This is a genomic window from Mameliella sp. MMSF_3455 (assembly GCF_030733205.1).
Taxonomy (GTDB): Bacteria; Pseudomonadota; Alphaproteobacteria; order Rhodobacterales; family Rhodobacteraceae; genus Antarctobacter.
In genome coordinates this window covers 67,403-83,047 of record NZ_JASHJL010000017.1, presented here as the reverse complement: position 1 = coordinate 83,047, position 15,645 = coordinate 67,403, and the positions used below count along the sequence as shown (strand labels likewise).

Genomic DNA, 15,645 nt, shown 5'->3' with positions numbered 1-15,645 from the left:
TTCAGCTTTCACCGTCCGAAAACGCCGCGATCACTTCGTCGAGCGTGATCATCATCGACTGGATGCCGCCGCCCGAGATGTAGAGCGGACCGCTGTCCAGGTAGACGATCTGCCCGGTCTGCGCGGCCTTGGTTCCCGCCACCAGCGGGTTGTCCAGCGTTGCGGCCGCGGCCTCGCCCGATTGGCCGATGGCCGCTCCGCGATCGATGACAAGGATCCAGTCCGGGTTGACCTCGGCGATGAACTCGAAAGAGACCGCCTCGCCGTGGGTTTTCGCAGTTAGATCCGGGAACGCCTCGGGGAGCGACAGAGCCCGGTGCAGCCAGCCAAAGCGCGAGTCGGCGCCATAGGCCGATACCTTGCCGCCATTGGTCAGCACGATCAGCGCATCGCCCTTGCCGGCAATGGTCGCCTCCGCCTCTGCCAGCTTTGCGTCCAGTTCCGATGCCAGCGCCTCGGCCTTGTCCTCGACGCCGAACAGCGCGCCATAGGCGGCCAGCCTTGCCTTGACCTGCCCGACGGCATCACCGCCCCAGATGGTCATGTCGACGGTCGGCGCGACCTTGGACAGCGGCTCGACCTGTGCCGAAGAGCGGCCACCGGCGATGATCACGTCCGGCGCCATGATGGCCAGAGCCTCGAAATCGGGCTCGAAAAGCGATCCGACAACCTTGGCCTGTTCCGCAACATCATCAAGGTAGCTCACGAAATGCGGCGCCGGAATGCCGGCAACCCGAACGCCCAGCGCCTCCAGCGTGTCGATGGCGGGCACGTCAAAGGCGACGACCGTTTCCGGTGCGCCCTCCAGCGCAACAGGGCCGGTGGCGGTCTGGATCGTGACCTGCTCGGCCAGCGCGGGCAGCGGCAAGGTCAGAACGGCGGCAATCGTGGCAAGGGCAGCTGCGCGCATCATGGCATTTCCTATCAATACAGTCAGGATTTCTGCCGGGGTTCTAGACAAGGTCGCAAAGAGGATGCAAGGTCTTTCCGACTGAATTAATCGGGATTGCGAAATGACACTGCATCAAACCGGCCTGTTCGAGACAACCAACGCCAGCAAGTATCTGAAACAACTGTGCAAACACTTCGCGCACAAGGTCGAGGTCGACTACGACGACACCCGGGGACAGGCGCAGTTGCCCTCCGGGCCCTGCCTCCTTCGGGCCTCCGACACCTGCCTGCACATCGAAATTTCCGGCCCTGACGAGGCAGGACTTAAACGCGCGCGTGGCGTCGTGGACAGCCATCTTGAACGGTTCGCCTTTCGCGAGGGGTTCAAGACGATGACCTGGGCGAACACCTGAGCGGCACAGAACGAGCCAAGGCGCGCCGTTAGACCGCTTGCCGCGCCCCTGGACCTGGACGTTACAGGGCGAAGCAGCTGGCGCGCAGCGCCTACAGGATGGGAAAGGCACCAATACCACCGGCGCGCCATTCCCCCGGGTTGTCAGACCGTTGCTCGCCGCACGGCCCTGACCGGTATCAGCCTGCAAGGCATATGTCTGCACGAAGAGGGCGGCGGCCTGCTGCCCGTCCTGCCGCTGCCCAATTCATTGGCGATCATCCGTGCAGCGGGTCAGTGGCCAGCCGGCGATGCCAGGTCGGAACGCAGCTCGACAGGCACATCGGCCAGCCGCCCACCATTGCCCAGGTCCAGCGCGGCCTGCCACACCACCCGCGCACGCAGGCGGGGTGTCTGGCGCAATGGCATGACCGCTCCGGCTTGCAGGGGAACCGACAGCGTCCAGCCTGCATCGGTCAGGTCGCGCCATTCGACGTCAAGATGGATCGCCGCGTGATGCACCAGGCTGCGCAGCGCGCGCGCAGGCAGGGTTGCCCCCTGGGCGATCCCCGCACGGTAGGCCGCTGGCGATACCTGCTGAACGGTGCCCCCGGCCCGCAGCGCACCCACCTGCTGCGCCAGCGCCCGGGCGTGATAGCCCACCTCGGCAATCAGCGCCCGGCGCCGGACACCTCCGCGCAACGAAGGCGCATCCAGGTCGGAATCCGACAGCTCGGCCAGCTTGCGTGCGAAATAGGCCGTACCGCGTCGGGCCAGCAGCAGATCCTCCGCCGGGGCCGAGGCCGCATCATAGCGCGCCCCTGCCCCCTGCCGCGCGCGCAGGGCCTCACGCGCTGCCTGCTCCTCAGCCGTCAGGCTCATTGCCCTTCGACCGCCGTTCGCATGAAGTTCAGACGTTCCATGATCGGCGCATCCGAAAAGCGGAACAGGTCGAACTGCGTTTCCGCCTGCAGCGACCAGGGAACCCAGGACGGGATCACGAACATGTCGCCTTTTTCCAGAGTGTAGGTCTCGCCCCCCATGACGACGGCGCCCCGGCCCTCGAAGACCTGGAACACGGTCGAGCCGACCTCGCGCCGTTCCGGCGTTTCGGCTCCGGCGCGCAAGCGGTGGAACTCGCAGCGGATCGTGGGCATGACGTCGCCGCCGGTGGTCGGGTTGACAAAGCGGATCGCCGCGTGCCCCTGTTCGACCGTTGCGGGCATGCCCTCGTCCTCCAGCAGCAATTGCTGGGTCAGCGCCTGATCGGTGAATTCCCAGCGGTAGGCACCGATGGGCGAGGCGACGGTATCCTGCAGTTGCGACAGCGGCCGCAGGCCCGGGTGGCACCACAGGCGTTCGCTCTGGGAATAATTCGGCGTGGCGTTGTCGGTGACCCGTTCCGAGCCGAACTCGAAGAAACCAACGTCCATCTGCTGGCTGAAGGGAATGTCCAGCCCGTCGATCCAGGCCATCGGCTCGGTCGCGACGTTATGGTGCCCGTGGAACCGCCAACCCGGCGTCAACAGCAGATCGCCGCGCGACATCCGCACCGGGTCACCGTCGACCACGGTCCAGACCCCTTCGCCCTCGACCACGAAGCGAAAGGCATTCTGGGCGTGGCGATGCTCGGGCGCGTTTTCCCCGGGGCACAGGTACTGGATCGCGGCCCAAAGCGTCGGTGAGACATAGGCCCGCCCGCCGAGCCCGGGATTGGCGAGGCCGATGGCGCGACGTTCGCCGCCACGGCCCACGGGCACCAGCTCGCCCGACCTTTCGGCCAGTGGCAGCAGGTCGGCCCAGCGCCAGACATGGGGCACGGCCTTGGGCCTGGGGTGCTGGGGCATCAGGTCGCCGGTCTGCGTCCACAGCGGGTTCAGGTGATTGTCCTTGAACCCCTGGTACAGCGCGCGCAGCTCCGGCGTGTCCTCGGGTTGCATGGCATTGTCCATTTGTCTCCTCCTCAGAAAAGCCTGTCAGGCCGCGTCGGGCTGATTGGGCGGGGCCGCGTCGCGGAAGGCGGGCAGCGCGTCGAGATCCGCGAAGATCCGCGCGATGGTCGGCCAGTCCTCGACCGGGATCGCAAAGCGCCGATTGTTCCAGACCTGCGCATAGAGGCAAAGATCGGCCAGCCCCGGTGTATCGCCATGACAGTACCGGCCGGTCTGCGCATCCTGCAACGCCTCTTCGAGCGCGTCGAAAGTGGTGCAGACCCAGTGCGTGAACCATGCTTTCTGCGCCTCTTCATCGGCGCCGAACTGGTCGCGCAGGCGGAACAGGACCCGCAGGTTGTTCAGCGGGTGGATCTCGCAGGCGATCATGTAGGCAAGGCCGCGCACCCGCGCCCGTCCCAGCGGATCGCCGGGCAATAGCGCGGGGTCGGGATGCGCGTCCTCCAGCCACTCGATGATGGCCAGCGACTGGATCAGGGTGGTTCCGTCCTCCAGTTCCAACGACGGCACCAGGCCTTGCGGGTTCCTGGCCAGGTACTCCGGCGTCTGTGTCTCGCCCTTGCGCAGGACGTAGGCAAGGTAGTCATACTGCAACCCCTTGAGGTTCAAAGCGGCGCGCAGCCGCGTCGACGTCGATGAGCGAAAGAAGTTGTGCAGCTTCAGGCGCATGCCCGGGGGCCGATATGGGTTGTGCAGGTGCCAAGACCCTCGACCTCGACCACGCAGGTGTCACCGGGCCGCAAGGGACCGACGCCGGCGGGTGTGCCGGTCATGATCAGGTCGCCCGGCTTCAGCGCGAAGGACTGCGACAGGATCGAGATCATCTCAGGCACCGACCAGATCAGTTCGCGCAGGTCTGCATCCTGCTTGACCTCGCCGTTGACGGTCAGCTTGATCGCCCCTTTGGAGGGATGACCCACGGCAGAGACGGGATGGATCGGCGCGATGGGGGCCGAATTGTCGAACCCCTTGCCCAGATCCCACGGGCGGCCCTGTTCGCGCGCCTTCAGTTGCAGGTCGCGGCGGGTCAGATCATTGCCGACGCCATAGCCCCAGACTTGATCCAGCGCCCTATCCTCGGGAATGTCCACGCCCCCGGTGCCGATCACGGCCACCAGTTCGGCCTCGAAATGGAAATTGTCGGTCTGCGGCGGATAGGGGATCGTCGCGCCATCCTCGACCACAGCATCGGCGGGTTTCAGGAAGAAGAAGGGCGGATCGCGATCCGGGTCCTTGCCCATCTCGCGCGCATGGGCGGCATAGTTGCGCCCGATGCAGAAGATGCGGCGCACTGGGATGCGGTCGTCGCTGTCGGCAACGGCAACGCTGGGGGTGACGGCAGGTTCAAAGACAAAGCCCATGAAGGTGATCCTTCCTCAAGTCATTCGGCGGCGGCGGGTTTCGCCGCGCCCGTGTCCAGCCCATTCGAGCCGTAGAGCCAGTTCAGCTGCCTGTACCAGTCGTCCGCGCTCATCGAACGCATGACCGAATTGCGCACCGCGGCCTGCGCATCGCCGGGGTGATAGATGTATTCCCCGATCAGGCGCGAGTTCATCTGGACGCGGGCGGTGCGGACCTTGCGCATCTCCTGGTAGCGTTGCAGCGCGTCCTCGGTGTCCTGCCCGAAATGCTCGATGCAATGGGACAGCGCCACGGCGTCCTCCATCGCCATGCAGGCGCCTTGCGCGAAATATTGCAGCATCGGGTGGGCTGCATCGCCCAGAAGGGCCACGCGCCCGTCGACCCAATTGGAAATCGGATCGCGGTCACAAAGCACCCAGAGCTTCCAGTCGTTGCCGTGTTCGATCACCTGCCGCGCCTTGGGATGGACATGTTCGAACCCCTGCGCGACCTCTTCCTTGCTGACAGGTTTGCCCGCAATCGCCTCCTGCACGTCGCGGTGGTAGGTGACGACAAGGTTGAAGACCTTCCAGCCTTTCAACGGGTAATGCACTATATGGCACTTGGGCCCGGCCCAGAGCGTCGCCGCGTTCCAGCGCAGGTCCTCGGGCATCTGTTCCGTCGGAATGACGCTGCGATAGGTGGTGTGCCCGGAAATCCGCGGTTCACCATCGCCGATCATCTGCGACCGGATCGGAGAGCGCAGGCCCTCGGCGCCGATCAGGACACGCCCCTTGATGGGATCGCGCCCGTCCAGCAACAGGGTGACGCTGGTGCCGTCCTGTTCGTAGCCCAGCACCTTGTGATCCGTGCGCAGGTCGATCAGCGGGCTTTCCTCGCAAAATTTCAGCAGGACGCCATGCAGGTCGGCACGGTGCACCACGGCATAGGGGTTGCCGTAGAACTTGCGAAAGGGCTCATCCAGCGGAATTCGGGTGATGTCCTCGGCGGTCTGGGCGTCCATCAGGCGCAGCGCATCGATGTAGACCGCCTTGGACCGCGCCTGATCCCCGACCCCCAGGTAGTCGAAACAGTGAAAGGCGTTCGGGCCGATCTGGATGCCGGCGCCGATTTCGCCAAGTTGCGAGGCCTGCTCGACGACGATGCTGTGCTGTCCCTTGCGGGCCAGCCCGCAAGCCGCCGCAAGGCCGCCGATGCCGCCGCCGGCAATGATGATGGGAAGATCATTCATGGCTCTGGTCCTTTCTCCTCCGCAGGTCCGCCCTTGGCTGGGTGCGCCCCCCTATCATTCCCCGGAATCGGGCATTTGATATGTAGACATATGATTTGCATACTGAGCATTGCACGTCAAGAAAAAGATCCGTACACTTACAAAAATAGGAATGGGCGCCCCGGCGCGCCCAAGGGAACCAGAATGATGGATGCAAGCACACCGGATCGAGAAGACGCGGAGGATGCGTCGCTGGACTCCCTGTCGGGGCATCTGATCCGCCGCTTGCACCAGGCCTCGACCCATGTCTTTCACACCCGGACCCGGGCTGCCGGGCTGGAACTGACACCGGTCCAGTTCGCCGCAATGAAGGCGGTGCATGACGATCCCGGGATCGACCAGGCCACCATCGGCGCGCGTATCGCCTACGATCGCGCCACAATCGGCGGCGTCATCGACCGGCTCGAACAGAAAGGCTGGGTCAGGCGGCAGGTGTCCCGGCGGGACCGCCGCGCCCGTGAAGTGACATTGACACCAGAGGGGGCGGGTTTGTTCCGCCGCGCGCTGCCCGTAGTCACTGCATTGCAGACCGAAATCCTGCCCGGCCTCACCGAAGCCGAGCACCGCGTCTTCCTGGAACTGGCCCGGAAGGCCGCGCCAGAGGACTGACCCGCCGTGCGCCGGACACCCGCCGATCATTCGCGGTCTTTTTTACCGGGACGTCATCCAGATTAACGCCTCATTAAGGGGAAAATGTCATTTTGATGAAAAAAATCGAGCGGTAAGGAAGCAAAATATGTACCCCAAAGATCTCATCGAACGCGCAATCCAGTCGGCCACCAATTGCGAGGCGCAAGGCTTTTACGAGACAGCGAAATCCCTGCGCGCACTGGCGCAGGAACTGCGCGCCTCGGCCCTGCCCCTGGCCGCGGCGCACGGCTTTGCCGAAGCGCAGGCGCCCGCCCCGATCCATACGTTTTAACCCGGTCTTCACCTGGACCGGCCAGCGTTGAAGGGCTGAACCCGGGGGCGTATATGGACGATCTCTATGATGAAGTCATGGCCCTGCTGCATGACGCCGGAGCCTTTGCCGATTGGCAACAGGATGACGCGATCCTGCGCAGGGCCGAACAGGTGCGCCGGGTGGCCCGGTCGGAACTGACCGGGCGCCTCATCTTCGCGGACAGGCGCAACCTGCGCCGGGAGGGGCCGGATGCGAAGGCCTGAGGCTGGCAACTGACAGGCGCTTGGCCCCTTCCTAGTCCACCCCTTCGATCGCAAACAATTGCAGCGCGCGTCGGCTGCCCCGGCCGATGTCTCCATCTATGGGGCCGGTGTAAAACTCCCCGGCCTTGAGCTGGCGCTGCATCTCCTTGCGGAACTCTAGGTCAAAGGCCAGCGCCCGCCCGTCGACCAGCAACAGCCGCGCATCCTCGTCCCCTTCGCGCAGTCGACCCAGCAGGACCTGAACCTGTTCCGCCAGCGGCAGATCCGCAGGCACGAAATCGGGCAACCCCTCCCGCAGCACCTGGCGAGCGGGCAGAAAGGTGCCGTCGGGCAGACGCACCGCGGCGCGGTCCAGCATGGCCGGGTCGGACAGGAAAAGCGTTGCGCCAACCTGCGCCGCCGTCCCGTCGGGATAGACCGCCAGCCGCGCCTTGACCTGGCCATCGATCATGTCCCAAAGCACCACGCCCCCCGGTGCCAGAGCGGCTGCAATCCGCAAGCCGTCAGGGGTGAAATCCAGTGCCCGAACCTCGGCGCCGCCCGTCTCCAGCCGCCAGAGGAAACGCCCTACCGACATGTCCCACAACAGGACCTCAGGGCTGCCTTCCGCTGCCACGGCGACGAAGCGCCCGTCCGGGCTGACGGCCATCGCGCGCGGAGGGCTGTCCAGCTGGCCAAAGCGGCGGACCAAGCTGCCGTCCTCGACGTTCCACAGGGCAAGCATCCAGGGCGCCGCGACACTCCGCCCCTGCACCACCGCCACCACCTCTTGTGATGCGCCGCGAAAGCCCAGTGGACCGACCCGGGCAAACGGCATCTGAAAGAGCTGACCACGTTCACCCGTGCCCGGGTCGATCAGGGCGATCTCCGGTTTCGGCGTATTTCGCGCCACGGCCAGAACCTGACCATCGCGTGAGAAAGACACATGTTCCCCCGCGATCTCCAGCAACACCGCGCCGTTGGCCGCGTCCAGCAAGGTGAGCCGGTTCCGCGCATCGCTCCGCGCCAGATAGGCGCCCGTCGGATCAAACCGCAAAGCGTGGACATCTCCGGGCAGGTCAACAGTCCGGGTCTCGCCGCCGAAATCCACCAACTGAAGGGGCTGGCCGTTCGGACCTTCCGCGGCCAGCCCGGCCCCATTCGGTTGCCACGCCGAGGCCGCGGGCCCCTGATCCTCGTCCGCACGAAAGGTGACCTGCCCGTCCTCCCAGGCCCAGACCTGCAGCGGCACACCTTCAGATCCGCCCAGCGCCAGGCGCGTGCTGTCGGGACTGAAGGCCAGTGTCGTGATCGCGTCGGCCTGGTGCGGCGTCTGGCGCAGGAACTGCCCCGTTACCAGGTCTGCAAGCACCGCAGCGGGCTGCGGTTTGGCCACATGGCCGAACAGCCGGGCGCCGCCGGGCTCAAGGACCGCGAGGCCAAACCGCCGACCGGCGAGCCTGTTCCGAACAGTGCCCTCCGGCCCGTAAATCCGAACCTCGCCGCTGACGCGATCCTGCATGGCAAGCCCATCCGGGCCGACCGGTCCCAACAGGGTCGCCCCGCCTGCGCCACCGATCCGTCCGGCCACCTGACCGCTGGAGACGTTCCAACGATACCCACGCCCCTTGGGAGTCCCCCCCACCAGATCGCCGTCGGGAAGGAAAGTCAGCCTGTCGACGGGCATCGCGGTCTGCATTCGCTGCAAGACCGCGCCATCCGTGACCTTGTGCAGACTGACAGTCTCCGCCCCCGCCAGGGCCAGTATGTCCCCCTCTGCGTTGAAGGTCACCGCCCCGACAGGCCCCTCCCCTGCCGTCGTGGTCCACAGGAGCGCCCCATCCGATACCTGCCAGAGCGAGACCGCATCGCCTTGGGCCAAGGCCAGACGCGCGCCATCCGCGGACAGCGCCATGTGCGTGACTTCGCCGGAGCCTTCGGAAGGAAAGCGCCCCGTGACCTCCATCAGCGGCAGGTCCTGGACCTCGATCTCACCGTCCCGCGCCAAGGCGAGACGCCCGCCATCCCGGCTGAGTGCAAGCGCCCGGACACCCTTCGGCAGGAATCGTCGGGCCAGCAAAGCACCATCCTCCAACCGCCAGAGGGAGAGTGCGGAGTGCCCCGCACCGATGTCTGTGAGTGTTGCGGCAATCCCCTGACCGGCGGCCAACAGGCCCCCGGAACCGTCCAGATCGCCCAGCGGTCCGGTCAACAGTTCGACCCCGGTTCCCGGCGGCAGATAGGGTAGCGCAACACCGAAGACCGCCGGACCATCCGGTCCGAGTCCCACCGGGAAAACATCGACCGGGTCTTCGCGTGCTTCGTCAGGCTCCACGCTCTCGACATCGGGGGGCTTGGCCGGATCCGGGAGAGGCGTGGGTTCTGCGGCTTCGGCAGCTACAACAGGCTTGGGACCCGCAGCGGTCCCGGATCCGCAGCGCAGGGCGGCCCGGCCATCACAGTCCTCTCCCGCGGCCACCGCGCGCAGGAAACCGGAGGCGTCCAGCATGGCGGCGGTCGTGACGCCGCGCCCGCCGGTCGCACGCGGCTCTTCCTGCAGGTGCAGGCCGATCATCCGCCCATCGCCGTCCAGAACGGGCGACCCGGCGTGTCCGGAAAAGGTCGCGCAACCATACGTCAGCCGACCGCCCTCGGTGACGGCCCCACGCAGGGCACAGCCCTCGCGGACCACCTGTTTCGACATTCCGAAGGGGTGGCCAAGGATTGTCAGCGGCATCCCTTCCGTCGGAACCGGCGGATCGAGCCCAAGCATGGCGCCCCGTGCCCCCGGACGCCCATCCGCCCGCAGCACCGCAAACCCCAGATCCGCATCTGCCTCCAGGGGCTGGGGATCAAGCGCGACCCGCTGCCCCTGCTCCTCAACCCGAGGCGCGTCAAAGCCGGTGACGAAATCCACCCCCGTGATCCGCTTTGGCCCCCGCGCGGCAAGGTCCGGCTCGGCCAGAACGCCCGGCACACATCGAAAGGCCGTCAGCACCAGGTTCTCGGCAATCAGGACACCCGTGCAGGCCACGACCGCCGGCCCGGCCTCGGTCTCGACCGCCACCCGGACCTGCCCCACGGCCCGCCCGGCGCGACGGATTACGGTGGGCGCCGTGTAGCGGAGGATCGGCTTGGCGCCGCTGGCCTCGATCCGATCACGGTCCCGTTCGGGCACCTGCATGACCAGACGATCGAAGTCCGCCCCGTCGAACAGCGGCAACCCCTGCGCCAAAGCGGCGCCACAAAGTCCGACCGCCCCTGCAAAAACCAGACCCGCACCCCGAATCCGCCGGAGTCGCGACATGCGCCTGCTCCTCTCGATGCCCTGAACCAAACACTTTGGTCAGGACGGTAGAGGAAAGCGCGGGGTCGGTCGACCCGCCGTGTCAGCGGCTCAGGAGGGTGCGGTCGCCAATGGCTTTCTCCAATCGGCCATGCGGTTGCGCAGAAAATACTCCCCGACAAAGCTGTGGATCAGGATCGCCGTTCACAGGAACCGCGCCAGAACCTGGCGCGGCAGTATCTCATGATGCGCGCAGGGGCACTGATCTCGGACCGGGCCACCAGGACCTAATGCGCCACGCGGTCCGGATGGGCGGCGGCAAAGGCAGGATGATCGGACAGCGCCGCCTCGACCCGCCGGATCTTTGGCAGATCATCGAGGGGAACCCCCCAGCGATGTGCGTTGTAGAGTTGCGGGATCAGACAGACGTCGGCCAGCGTGAGGTCCTGGCCCAAGCATGTACCCCCTCCGTCCAGCATTTCTTCCACCGCGGCCAGCCCCGGACCGATGAAGGCCTGCATCCAGCTTTCCATCGTGATCCCGCCATTGGATCGGGCCACCGCATGTTTCGCCACGCGCAGGTTGCAGACCGCGTGAATCTCCATCGCGATAGCCTGCGCCAGCCCGCGCACCCTTGCCCGCGCGCCCGCGTCTTCGGGCAAGAGGCCCAAACCCCGTGTCTCGTCGAGATACTCGAGGATGGACAGCGATTGCGTCAGCCTAAGTCCGTCGATTTCCAGTACCGGCACCAGTCCTTGCGGGTTCCGCTCTAGGTGCTCATCCGCGCGCTGCGCCCCTTCGACCAGGTCAACCGGCAGGCTCTCCCACTCCAGCCCGGCAAGGCCCAGCGCGATGCGCACGCGGTAGCTGGCCGTCGAGCGCCAGTAATCGAACAGTCGGATCATGGGAAACCTCCCTCAAGGGATCGGGGACCACGGCAAGGCTCTGCCGGATTGGTATCATTCGCAACGATTAACTTGACATCATTGCAGATGCAACAAATATTGGCGGCAAGACCGAATCCGGCTCTCACCGCACCAGGGAGGTACGACATGACCCGCCACGAACTGCCGCAAGGCATGATCCGCGCCACCGGCACGACCGGCACGCATGACGGCTACATGCCCGGCTGGGCCAACGATTTCGAGACAGAGGCCCTGCCCGACGCGCTGCCGCAGGGCATGAACAGCCCGCAGAAATGCAACTATGGCCTCTACGGTGAACAGCTGTCCGGCACGGCCTTTACCGCAAATCCGCCAGAGCGGACCTGGACCTATCGCATCCGCCCCTCGGTCAAGCATTCGGCCCGCTACACCAAGATCGACCTGCCCTACTGGAAGAGCGCGCCGAACGTCGATCCGGATGTCATCAGCCTGGGCCAATACCGCTGGGACCCGGTGCCGACGCAGGACGGGCTGACATGGCTGACCGGCATGCGCACCATGACCACCGCCGGCGACGTGAACACGCAGGTCGGCATGGCCAGTCATATCTACCTCGTCACCGAGTCGATGCAGGATGCCTATTTCTTCTCCGCCGACAGCGAGCTTCTGGTGGTGCCGCAGGAAGGCAAGCTGCGCTTTGCCACCGAACTGGGCGTGATCGACATAGAGCCCAAGGAAATCGCCATCATCCCGCGCGGGCTCGTCTACCGTGTCGAAGTGCTCGAAGGTCCCTGCCGCGGCTTCGTCTGCGAAAACTACGGCCAGAAGTTCGAGCTGCCGGGCCGCGGGCCGATCGGCGCCAACTGCCTGGCCAACCCGCGCGACTTCAAGGCGCCCGTGGCGGCCTTCGAAGACCGCGAGGTGCCCTCGACCCTGACCGTCAAGTGGTGCGGCCAGTTCCACGAGACCAAGATCCCGCAAAGCCCGCTGGACGTGGTCGCCTGGCACGGCAACTACGCGCCCTACAAGTACGACCTGCGCACCTATTGCCCTGTCGGCGCGATCCTCTTCGACCACCCCGACCCCTCGATCTTTACCGTTCTGACCGCGCCTTCGGGCGTGCCGGGGACCGCGAACATCGACTTCGTGCTGTTCCGCGAGCGCTGGATGGTGGCGGAAAACACCTTCCGCCCGCCCTGGTACCACAAGAACATCATGTCCGAGCTGATGGGCAACATCTACGGCCAGTACGACGCCAAGCCGCAGGGTTTTGTCCCCGGTGGCATGAGCCTGCACAACATGATGCTGCCCCACGGTCCGGACCGGAACGCATTCGAAGGCGCCTCGAATTCCAACCTCGGGCCCGAGAAACTAGACAACACCATGTCCTTCATGTTCGAAACCCGCTTTCCGCAGCACCTGACCCAGTTCGCCGGGAAAGAGGCGCCGCTGCAGGACGATTACATCGACTGCTGGGACAGCCTGGAAAAGAAATTCGACGGCACTCCGGGTAAAAAGTAAGGGGGGTATCTGCCCCCAGCCCTGCAACACAAGCCGCGACACCAGCGCAAGGTCGGGCTTGCCCCGCCACACCTCGAACGAACAGGACACCATATGCCCCTGAAACGCTCCTGGGTGGAGTCAGCCAACTCCCCCGACACGGATTTCCCGCTCAACAACCTGCCCTGCGGCAGTTTCCGCGCGGCGGACGGCGAGGCCCATTGCGGTATCGCCATCGGCGAGAAGATCCTCGACGTCACCGCGCTGGAGGCCGAGGGCCTGCTCTCGCTGGATGCCGAGGAGGAGGTCTTCTTCTTCGGTGACTGGACCGAGTTCATGGCGCTGGGCCCCGCCGCCTGGGCTGCCTTCCGCGAAACCGTGACCGAAATGCTGGCCGAGGGTGCGCCGGATGCTGGAGGGCTGGCAGCCTTCCTTGTCCCGCAAGCGGGGGCCGAGATGCTGATGCCCTTCGCGGTCAGCGAATATACCGATTTCTACGCCTCGAAGAACCACGCCACAAATGTCGGGACCATGTTCCGAGGGGCGGAAAACGCGCTGCCGCCGAACTGGTTGTCGATCCCCATCGGCTACAACGGGCGGGCGTCCTCGGTCGTGGTGTCCGGCACCGATGTGCGGCGGCCCTGGGGTCAGCTCAAGGCACCGGATGCCGAGTTGCCGGTCTTTGCGCCCTGCAAACGGTTTGACCTGGAGCTGGAGATGGGCGCCATCGTGGGCCAGGACTCCGAAGGGCCGGTGACGGTGGGCGAAGCCGACGAGATGATCTTTGGCTATGTCCTGCTGAACGACTGGTCGGCCCGCGACATCCAGGCCTGGGAATATCAGCCGCTCGGCCCCTTCCAGGCCAAGGCGACGGCCACCACGATCAGTCCCTGGATCGTACCCAAGGCGGCGCTGGAGCCGTTCCGCACCTCGACCCCCGAGCGTGAGCGCGAGTTGCTGCCCTACCTGCGTGAACCCGGCCCGATGCTCTATGACATCCAGCTGGAAGTGGGCCTTGCGCCCGAAGGCAAACCCGAGACGGTCATCGCGCGGACCAACTATCGCGAGATGTATTACTCTTCGGCGCAGCAACTGGCCCATCACACGACCTCCGGCTGCCCCATGTCCGTGGGTGATCTGCTGGGGTCCGGCACGATTTCCGGCCCGGACAAGGACGCGCGCGGCGCGCTGCTGGAACTGGCCTGGGGCGGCAAGGAGCCGATCACGCTGGAGACCGGCGAAACACGCAGCTTCCTTGAAGATGGCGACACGCTGACCCTGCGCGGCGCGGCCCTGGGGGACGGCTATCGCATCGGGTTCGGGGAATGCACCGGCAAGGTGCTGCCGGCGCTCGACGATCCTTACCAGGGCCGGGGCTGATGTCAGCCGCCCTGCTGCCACTGGAGCACCGCCTCGGTGGGCCAGAACAGCATCAGGATGTTCAGGGCCAGACCATCGCGGATCAACGCGATGGTCAGCACCTCGAACCCCAGCGCCACCAGAACGCTGGCCCAGATCGGGATCCATCGGGCAAGGTAGAACCCCACGACCATCGCGATCACGTCGAAGACCGAGTTGATGATGCTGTCGCCGTTGTAATCCAGGGACACCGTCACCGCGCGATAGCGTTCGATCACCATCGGCGTGTTTTCGAGGATCTCCCAGCCCGCCTCGACCACCAGCGCGATCCCCAGCCGCAGGTTCAGGCTGAGACGGCGGGCGACCAGTGCCAAGACACCGTAGAAGATCAGACCGTGGATCAGGTGGCTGGGCGAGTAGAGATCGAAGAGGTGCTGGCTGCCCTCGCGCGGCGCGGCGTCCGGCCCTGTCCAGAGGGACACATACCCGCAGGGACAGATCGGATCGCGCCCCATCAGGAACAGCGTGGCCGCCATGAGGGTGGTCACGAAAAGAAATATCAGGACGGGTCGCTGGGCGTTGCTCATGACCCGAGATGGAATCACAAAGACGCAAGTGCGTCCAGAGACATGAGAGGGAACCAATGACCAAAGCCTTTGCATCCGCCGGAGACATGGAAGAGAAGAATACCTCGTTCACCCAGGTTGGCGAGGGGCTCTACGCCTTTACCGCCGAGGGCGATCCCAACACCGGCGTCATCATCGGGGACGACAGCGTGATGATCGTCGAGGCGCAGGCCACGCCGCGCCTGGCCCGCAAGGTGATCGAACACGTCCGCGAAGTCACCGACAAGCCGATTTCCCACCTCGTGCTGACCCATTACCACGCGGTCCGCGTTCTGGGCGCCTCGGCCTATGGTGCGCGGGAAATCATCATGTCCGACGTGGCCCGCTCGATGGTGGCCGAACGCGGGCAGGAGGACTGGGACAGCGAGTTCGACCGCTTCCCCCGCCTGTTCCAGGGGCACGAGGAAATCCCCGGCCTGACCTGGCCCACCACCACCTTCTCGGACTCGATGACCGTCTACCTCGGAAACCGCCGTGTGGACATCATGCACCTTGGCCGCGCGCATACCGCCGGTGACGCGGTGATCTGGGTGCCCGACCAAGAGGTCATGTTCACCGGCGACATCGTCGAATACCACTCGGCCTGCTACTGCGGCGATGGCCATTTCAACGACTGGGGCGAAACGCTCGCCAATATCGCCGCGTTCGAGCCGCAGGCGATTGCGCCGGGCCGGGGCGACGCGCTGGTCGGACCGGAGATGGTCGCCAAGGCCATCGCAGCGACCGAGGATTTCGTCCGTTCGACCTACAAGCCGGTGGAAAAGGTCGTGGGCCGGGGCGGTTCGCTGAAAGAGGCCTGGGACGCGGTGCGCGCCGAATGCGACCCCAAGTTCAAGGACTACGCGATCTACGAACACTGCCTGCCGTTCAACGTTGCCCGCGCCTACGACGAGGCCCGCGGCATCGACACGCCCCGTGTCTGGACGGCGGAACGCGACAAGGAAATGTGGAGCGCGCTGCAAGGCTGAGCGGCGACGG

General features: G+C 65.6%; 16 protein-coding genes. 7 read left to right on the top strand and 9 right to left on the bottom strand.

The window, feature by feature from the left end; genetic code table 11:
* Position 1: 1 nt before the first annotated feature.
* Positions 2 to 910, bottom strand: a complete 909-nt coding sequence (locus tag RBB42_RS14280; RefSeq protein ID WP_371931808.1) for a siderophore ABC transporter substrate-binding protein — start codon at positions 908 to 910, stop codon at positions 2 to 4.
* Positions 911 to 1,013: 103 nt separating this feature from the next.
* On the opposite strand from RBB42_RS14280, the gene RBB42_RS14275 reads away from it, so the two are divergent.
* Positions 1,014 to 1,304: a DUF2218 domain-containing protein gene (locus RBB42_RS14275; protein ID WP_305971328.1), complete on the top strand. Its 291-nt coding sequence runs from the start codon at positions 1,014 to 1,016 to the stop codon at positions 1,302 to 1,304.
* A 272-nt stretch (positions 1,305 to 1,576) separates the two neighbouring features.
* Here RBB42_RS14275 and RBB42_RS14270 read toward each other — a convergent pair whose 3' ends face one another.
* The 5 genes from RBB42_RS14270 to RBB42_RS14250 are packed head-to-tail and all read right to left on the bottom strand — an operon-like array spanning position 1,577 to position 5,827.
* Positions 1,577 to 2,164: a maleylpyruvate isomerase N-terminal domain-containing protein gene (locus RBB42_RS14270; protein ID WP_305971329.1), complete on the bottom strand. Its 588-nt coding sequence runs from the start codon at positions 2,162 to 2,164 to the stop codon at positions 1,577 to 1,579.
* Positions 2,161 to 3,234 carry a cupin domain-containing protein gene (locus RBB42_RS14265; RefSeq protein ID WP_305971330.1) on the bottom strand — a complete coding sequence of 358 codons (1,074 nt, stop codon included), beginning with the start codon at positions 3,232 to 3,234 and terminating at the stop codon, positions 2,161 to 2,163. The genes RBB42_RS14270 and RBB42_RS14265 overlap by 4 nt, the downstream gene beginning before the upstream one ends.
* Positions 3,235 to 3,258: 24 nt before the next feature.
* A complete protein-coding gene (gene maiA / locus RBB42_RS14260; protein WP_305971331.1) occupies positions 3,259 to 3,903 on the bottom strand; it encodes a maleylacetoacetate isomerase in 645 nt (214 codons plus the stop codon).
* Positions 3,894 to 4,595, bottom strand: a complete 702-nt coding sequence (locus tag RBB42_RS14255; RefSeq protein ID WP_305971332.1) for a fumarylacetoacetate hydrolase family protein — start codon at positions 4,593 to 4,595, stop codon at positions 3,894 to 3,896. The genes maiA (RBB42_RS14260) and RBB42_RS14255 overlap by 10 nt, the downstream gene beginning before the upstream one ends.
* A gap of 20 nt (positions 4,596 to 4,615) precedes the next feature.
* Entirely contained in the window at positions 4,616 to 5,827 is a 1,212-nt protein-coding gene (locus tag RBB42_RS14250; protein ID WP_305971333.1) for a 3-hydroxybenzoate 6-monooxygenase, read from the bottom strand.
* 183 nt (positions 5,828 to 6,010) lie between these two features.
* On the opposite strand from RBB42_RS14250, the gene RBB42_RS14245 reads away from it, so the two are divergent.
* The 3 genes from RBB42_RS14245 (at position 6,011) to RBB42_RS14235 (ending at position 7,033) form a co-directional block, all read left to right on the top strand.
* On the top strand, positions 6,011 to 6,475 hold the full coding sequence (locus RBB42_RS14245; RefSeq protein WP_305971334.1) for a MarR family winged helix-turn-helix transcriptional regulator: 465 nt from the start codon (positions 6,011 to 6,013) through the stop codon (positions 6,473 to 6,475).
* 127 nt (positions 6,476 to 6,602) lie between these two features.
* The gene (locus RBB42_RS14240) at positions 6,603 to 6,788 is read left to right on the top strand and encodes a hypothetical protein (RefSeq protein ID WP_305971335.1); all 186 of its coding nucleotides are present in this window, start codon (positions 6,603 to 6,605) and stop codon (positions 6,786 to 6,788) included.
* Between the two features lie 53 nt (positions 6,789 to 6,841).
* Complete coding sequence (locus RBB42_RS14235) at positions 6,842 to 7,033, top strand: hypothetical protein (RefSeq protein WP_305971336.1); 192 nt, start codon at positions 6,842 to 6,844, stop codon at positions 7,031 to 7,033.
* A gap of 31 nt (positions 7,034 to 7,064) precedes the next feature.
* Here RBB42_RS14235 and RBB42_RS14230 read toward each other — a convergent pair whose 3' ends face one another.
* Entirely contained in the window at positions 7,065 to 10,319 is a 3,255-nt protein-coding gene (locus tag RBB42_RS14230) for a trypsin-like peptidase domain-containing protein (protein WP_305971337.1), read from the bottom strand.
* 266 nt (positions 10,320 to 10,585) lie between these two features.
* Positions 10,586 to 11,203, bottom strand: coding sequence for a maleylacetoacetate isomerase (maiA, locus tag RBB42_RS14225; RefSeq protein WP_305971338.1), 618 nt, complete (start codon positions 11,201 to 11,203; stop codon positions 10,586 to 10,588).
* A 147-nt stretch (positions 11,204 to 11,350) separates the two neighbouring features.
* Here maiA (RBB42_RS14225) and hmgA point away from each other — a divergent pair, with 147 nt between their 5' ends.
* Together hmgA and fahA are read left to right on the top strand one after the other, a co-directional pair.
* Complete coding sequence (gene hmgA / locus RBB42_RS14220) at positions 11,351 to 12,703, top strand: homogentisate 1,2-dioxygenase (protein WP_305971339.1); 1,353 nt, start codon at positions 11,351 to 11,353, stop codon at positions 12,701 to 12,703.
* Positions 12,704 to 12,796: 93 nt separating this feature from the next.
* Positions 12,797 to 14,062 (top strand): fumarylacetoacetase, encoded by a 1,266-nt coding sequence (gene fahA, locus RBB42_RS14215; RefSeq protein WP_305971340.1) that lies wholly within the window; start codon positions 12,797 to 12,799, stop codon positions 14,060 to 14,062.
* A gap of 2 nt (positions 14,063 to 14,064) precedes the next feature.
* Here the strand turns inward: fahA and RBB42_RS14210 are convergent, their stop codons facing one another.
* A complete protein-coding gene (locus tag RBB42_RS14210; RefSeq protein WP_305971341.1) occupies positions 14,065 to 14,628 on the bottom strand; it encodes a DUF2585 family protein in 564 nt (187 codons plus the stop codon).
* 56 nt (positions 14,629 to 14,684) lie between these two features.
* Between RBB42_RS14210 and RBB42_RS14205 the strand changes: the two genes are divergently transcribed.
* Complete coding sequence (locus RBB42_RS14205; protein WP_305971342.1) at positions 14,685 to 15,635, top strand: MBL fold metallo-hydrolase; 951 nt, start codon at positions 14,685 to 14,687, stop codon at positions 15,633 to 15,635.
* Positions 15,636 to 15,645: the final 10 nt, after the last annotated feature.

What these genes read in the sequence shown, in the direction of transcription:
- hmgA (WP_305971339.1), top strand. Translation starts at nt 11,351, where the DNA reads ATGACCCGCCACGAACTGCCGCAAGGCATGATCCGCGCCACCGGCACG.
- RBB42_RS14230 (WP_305971337.1), bottom strand. Translation starts at nt 10,319, where the DNA reads ATGTCGCGACTCCGGCGGATTCGGGGTGCGGGTCTGGTTTTTGCAGGG.
- fahA (WP_305971340.1), top strand. Translation starts at nt 12,797, where the DNA reads ATGCCCCTGAAACGCTCCTGGGTGGAGTCAGCCAACTCCCCCGACACG.
- RBB42_RS14265 (WP_305971330.1), bottom strand. Translation starts at nt 3,234, where the DNA reads ATGGACAATGCCATGCAACCCGAGGACACGCCGGAGCTGCGCGCGCTG.
- RBB42_RS14205 (WP_305971342.1), top strand. Translation starts at nt 14,685, where the DNA reads ATGACCAAAGCCTTTGCATCCGCCGGAGACATGGAAGAGAAGAATACC.
- RBB42_RS14235 (WP_305971336.1), top strand. Translation starts at nt 6,842, where the DNA reads ATGGACGATCTCTATGATGAAGTCATGGCCCTGCTGCATGACGCCGGA.
- maiA (WP_305971331.1), bottom strand. Translation starts at nt 3,903, where the DNA reads ATGCGCCTGAAGCTGCACAACTTCTTTCGCTCATCGACGTCGACGCGG.
- RBB42_RS14250 (WP_305971333.1), bottom strand. Translation starts at nt 5,827, where the DNA reads ATGAATGATCTTCCCATCATCATTGCCGGCGGCGGCATCGGCGGCCTT.
- RBB42_RS14245 (WP_305971334.1), top strand. Translation starts at nt 6,011, where the DNA reads ATGATGGATGCAAGCACACCGGATCGAGAAGACGCGGAGGATGCGTCG.
- RBB42_RS14280 (WP_371931808.1), bottom strand. Translation starts at nt 910, where the DNA reads ATGCGCGCAGCTGCCCTTGCCACGATTGCCGCCGTTCTGACCTTGCCG.
- RBB42_RS14210 (WP_305971341.1), bottom strand. Translation starts at nt 14,628, where the DNA reads ATGAGCAACGCCCAGCGACCCGTCCTGATATTTCTTTTCGTGACCACC.
- RBB42_RS14255 (WP_305971332.1), bottom strand. Translation starts at nt 4,595, where the DNA reads ATGGGCTTTGTCTTTGAACCTGCCGTCACCCCCAGCGTTGCCGTTGCC.
- maiA (WP_305971338.1), bottom strand. Translation starts at nt 11,203, where the DNA reads ATGATCCGACTGTTCGATTACTGGCGCTCGACGGCCAGCTACCGCGTG.
- RBB42_RS14240 (WP_305971335.1), top strand. Translation starts at nt 6,603, where the DNA reads ATGTACCCCAAAGATCTCATCGAACGCGCAATCCAGTCGGCCACCAAT.
- RBB42_RS14275 (WP_305971328.1), top strand. Translation starts at nt 1,014, where the DNA reads ATGACACTGCATCAAACCGGCCTGTTCGAGACAACCAACGCCAGCAAG.
- RBB42_RS14270 (WP_305971329.1), bottom strand. Translation starts at nt 2,164, where the DNA reads ATGAGCCTGACGGCTGAGGAGCAGGCAGCGCGTGAGGCCCTGCGCGCG.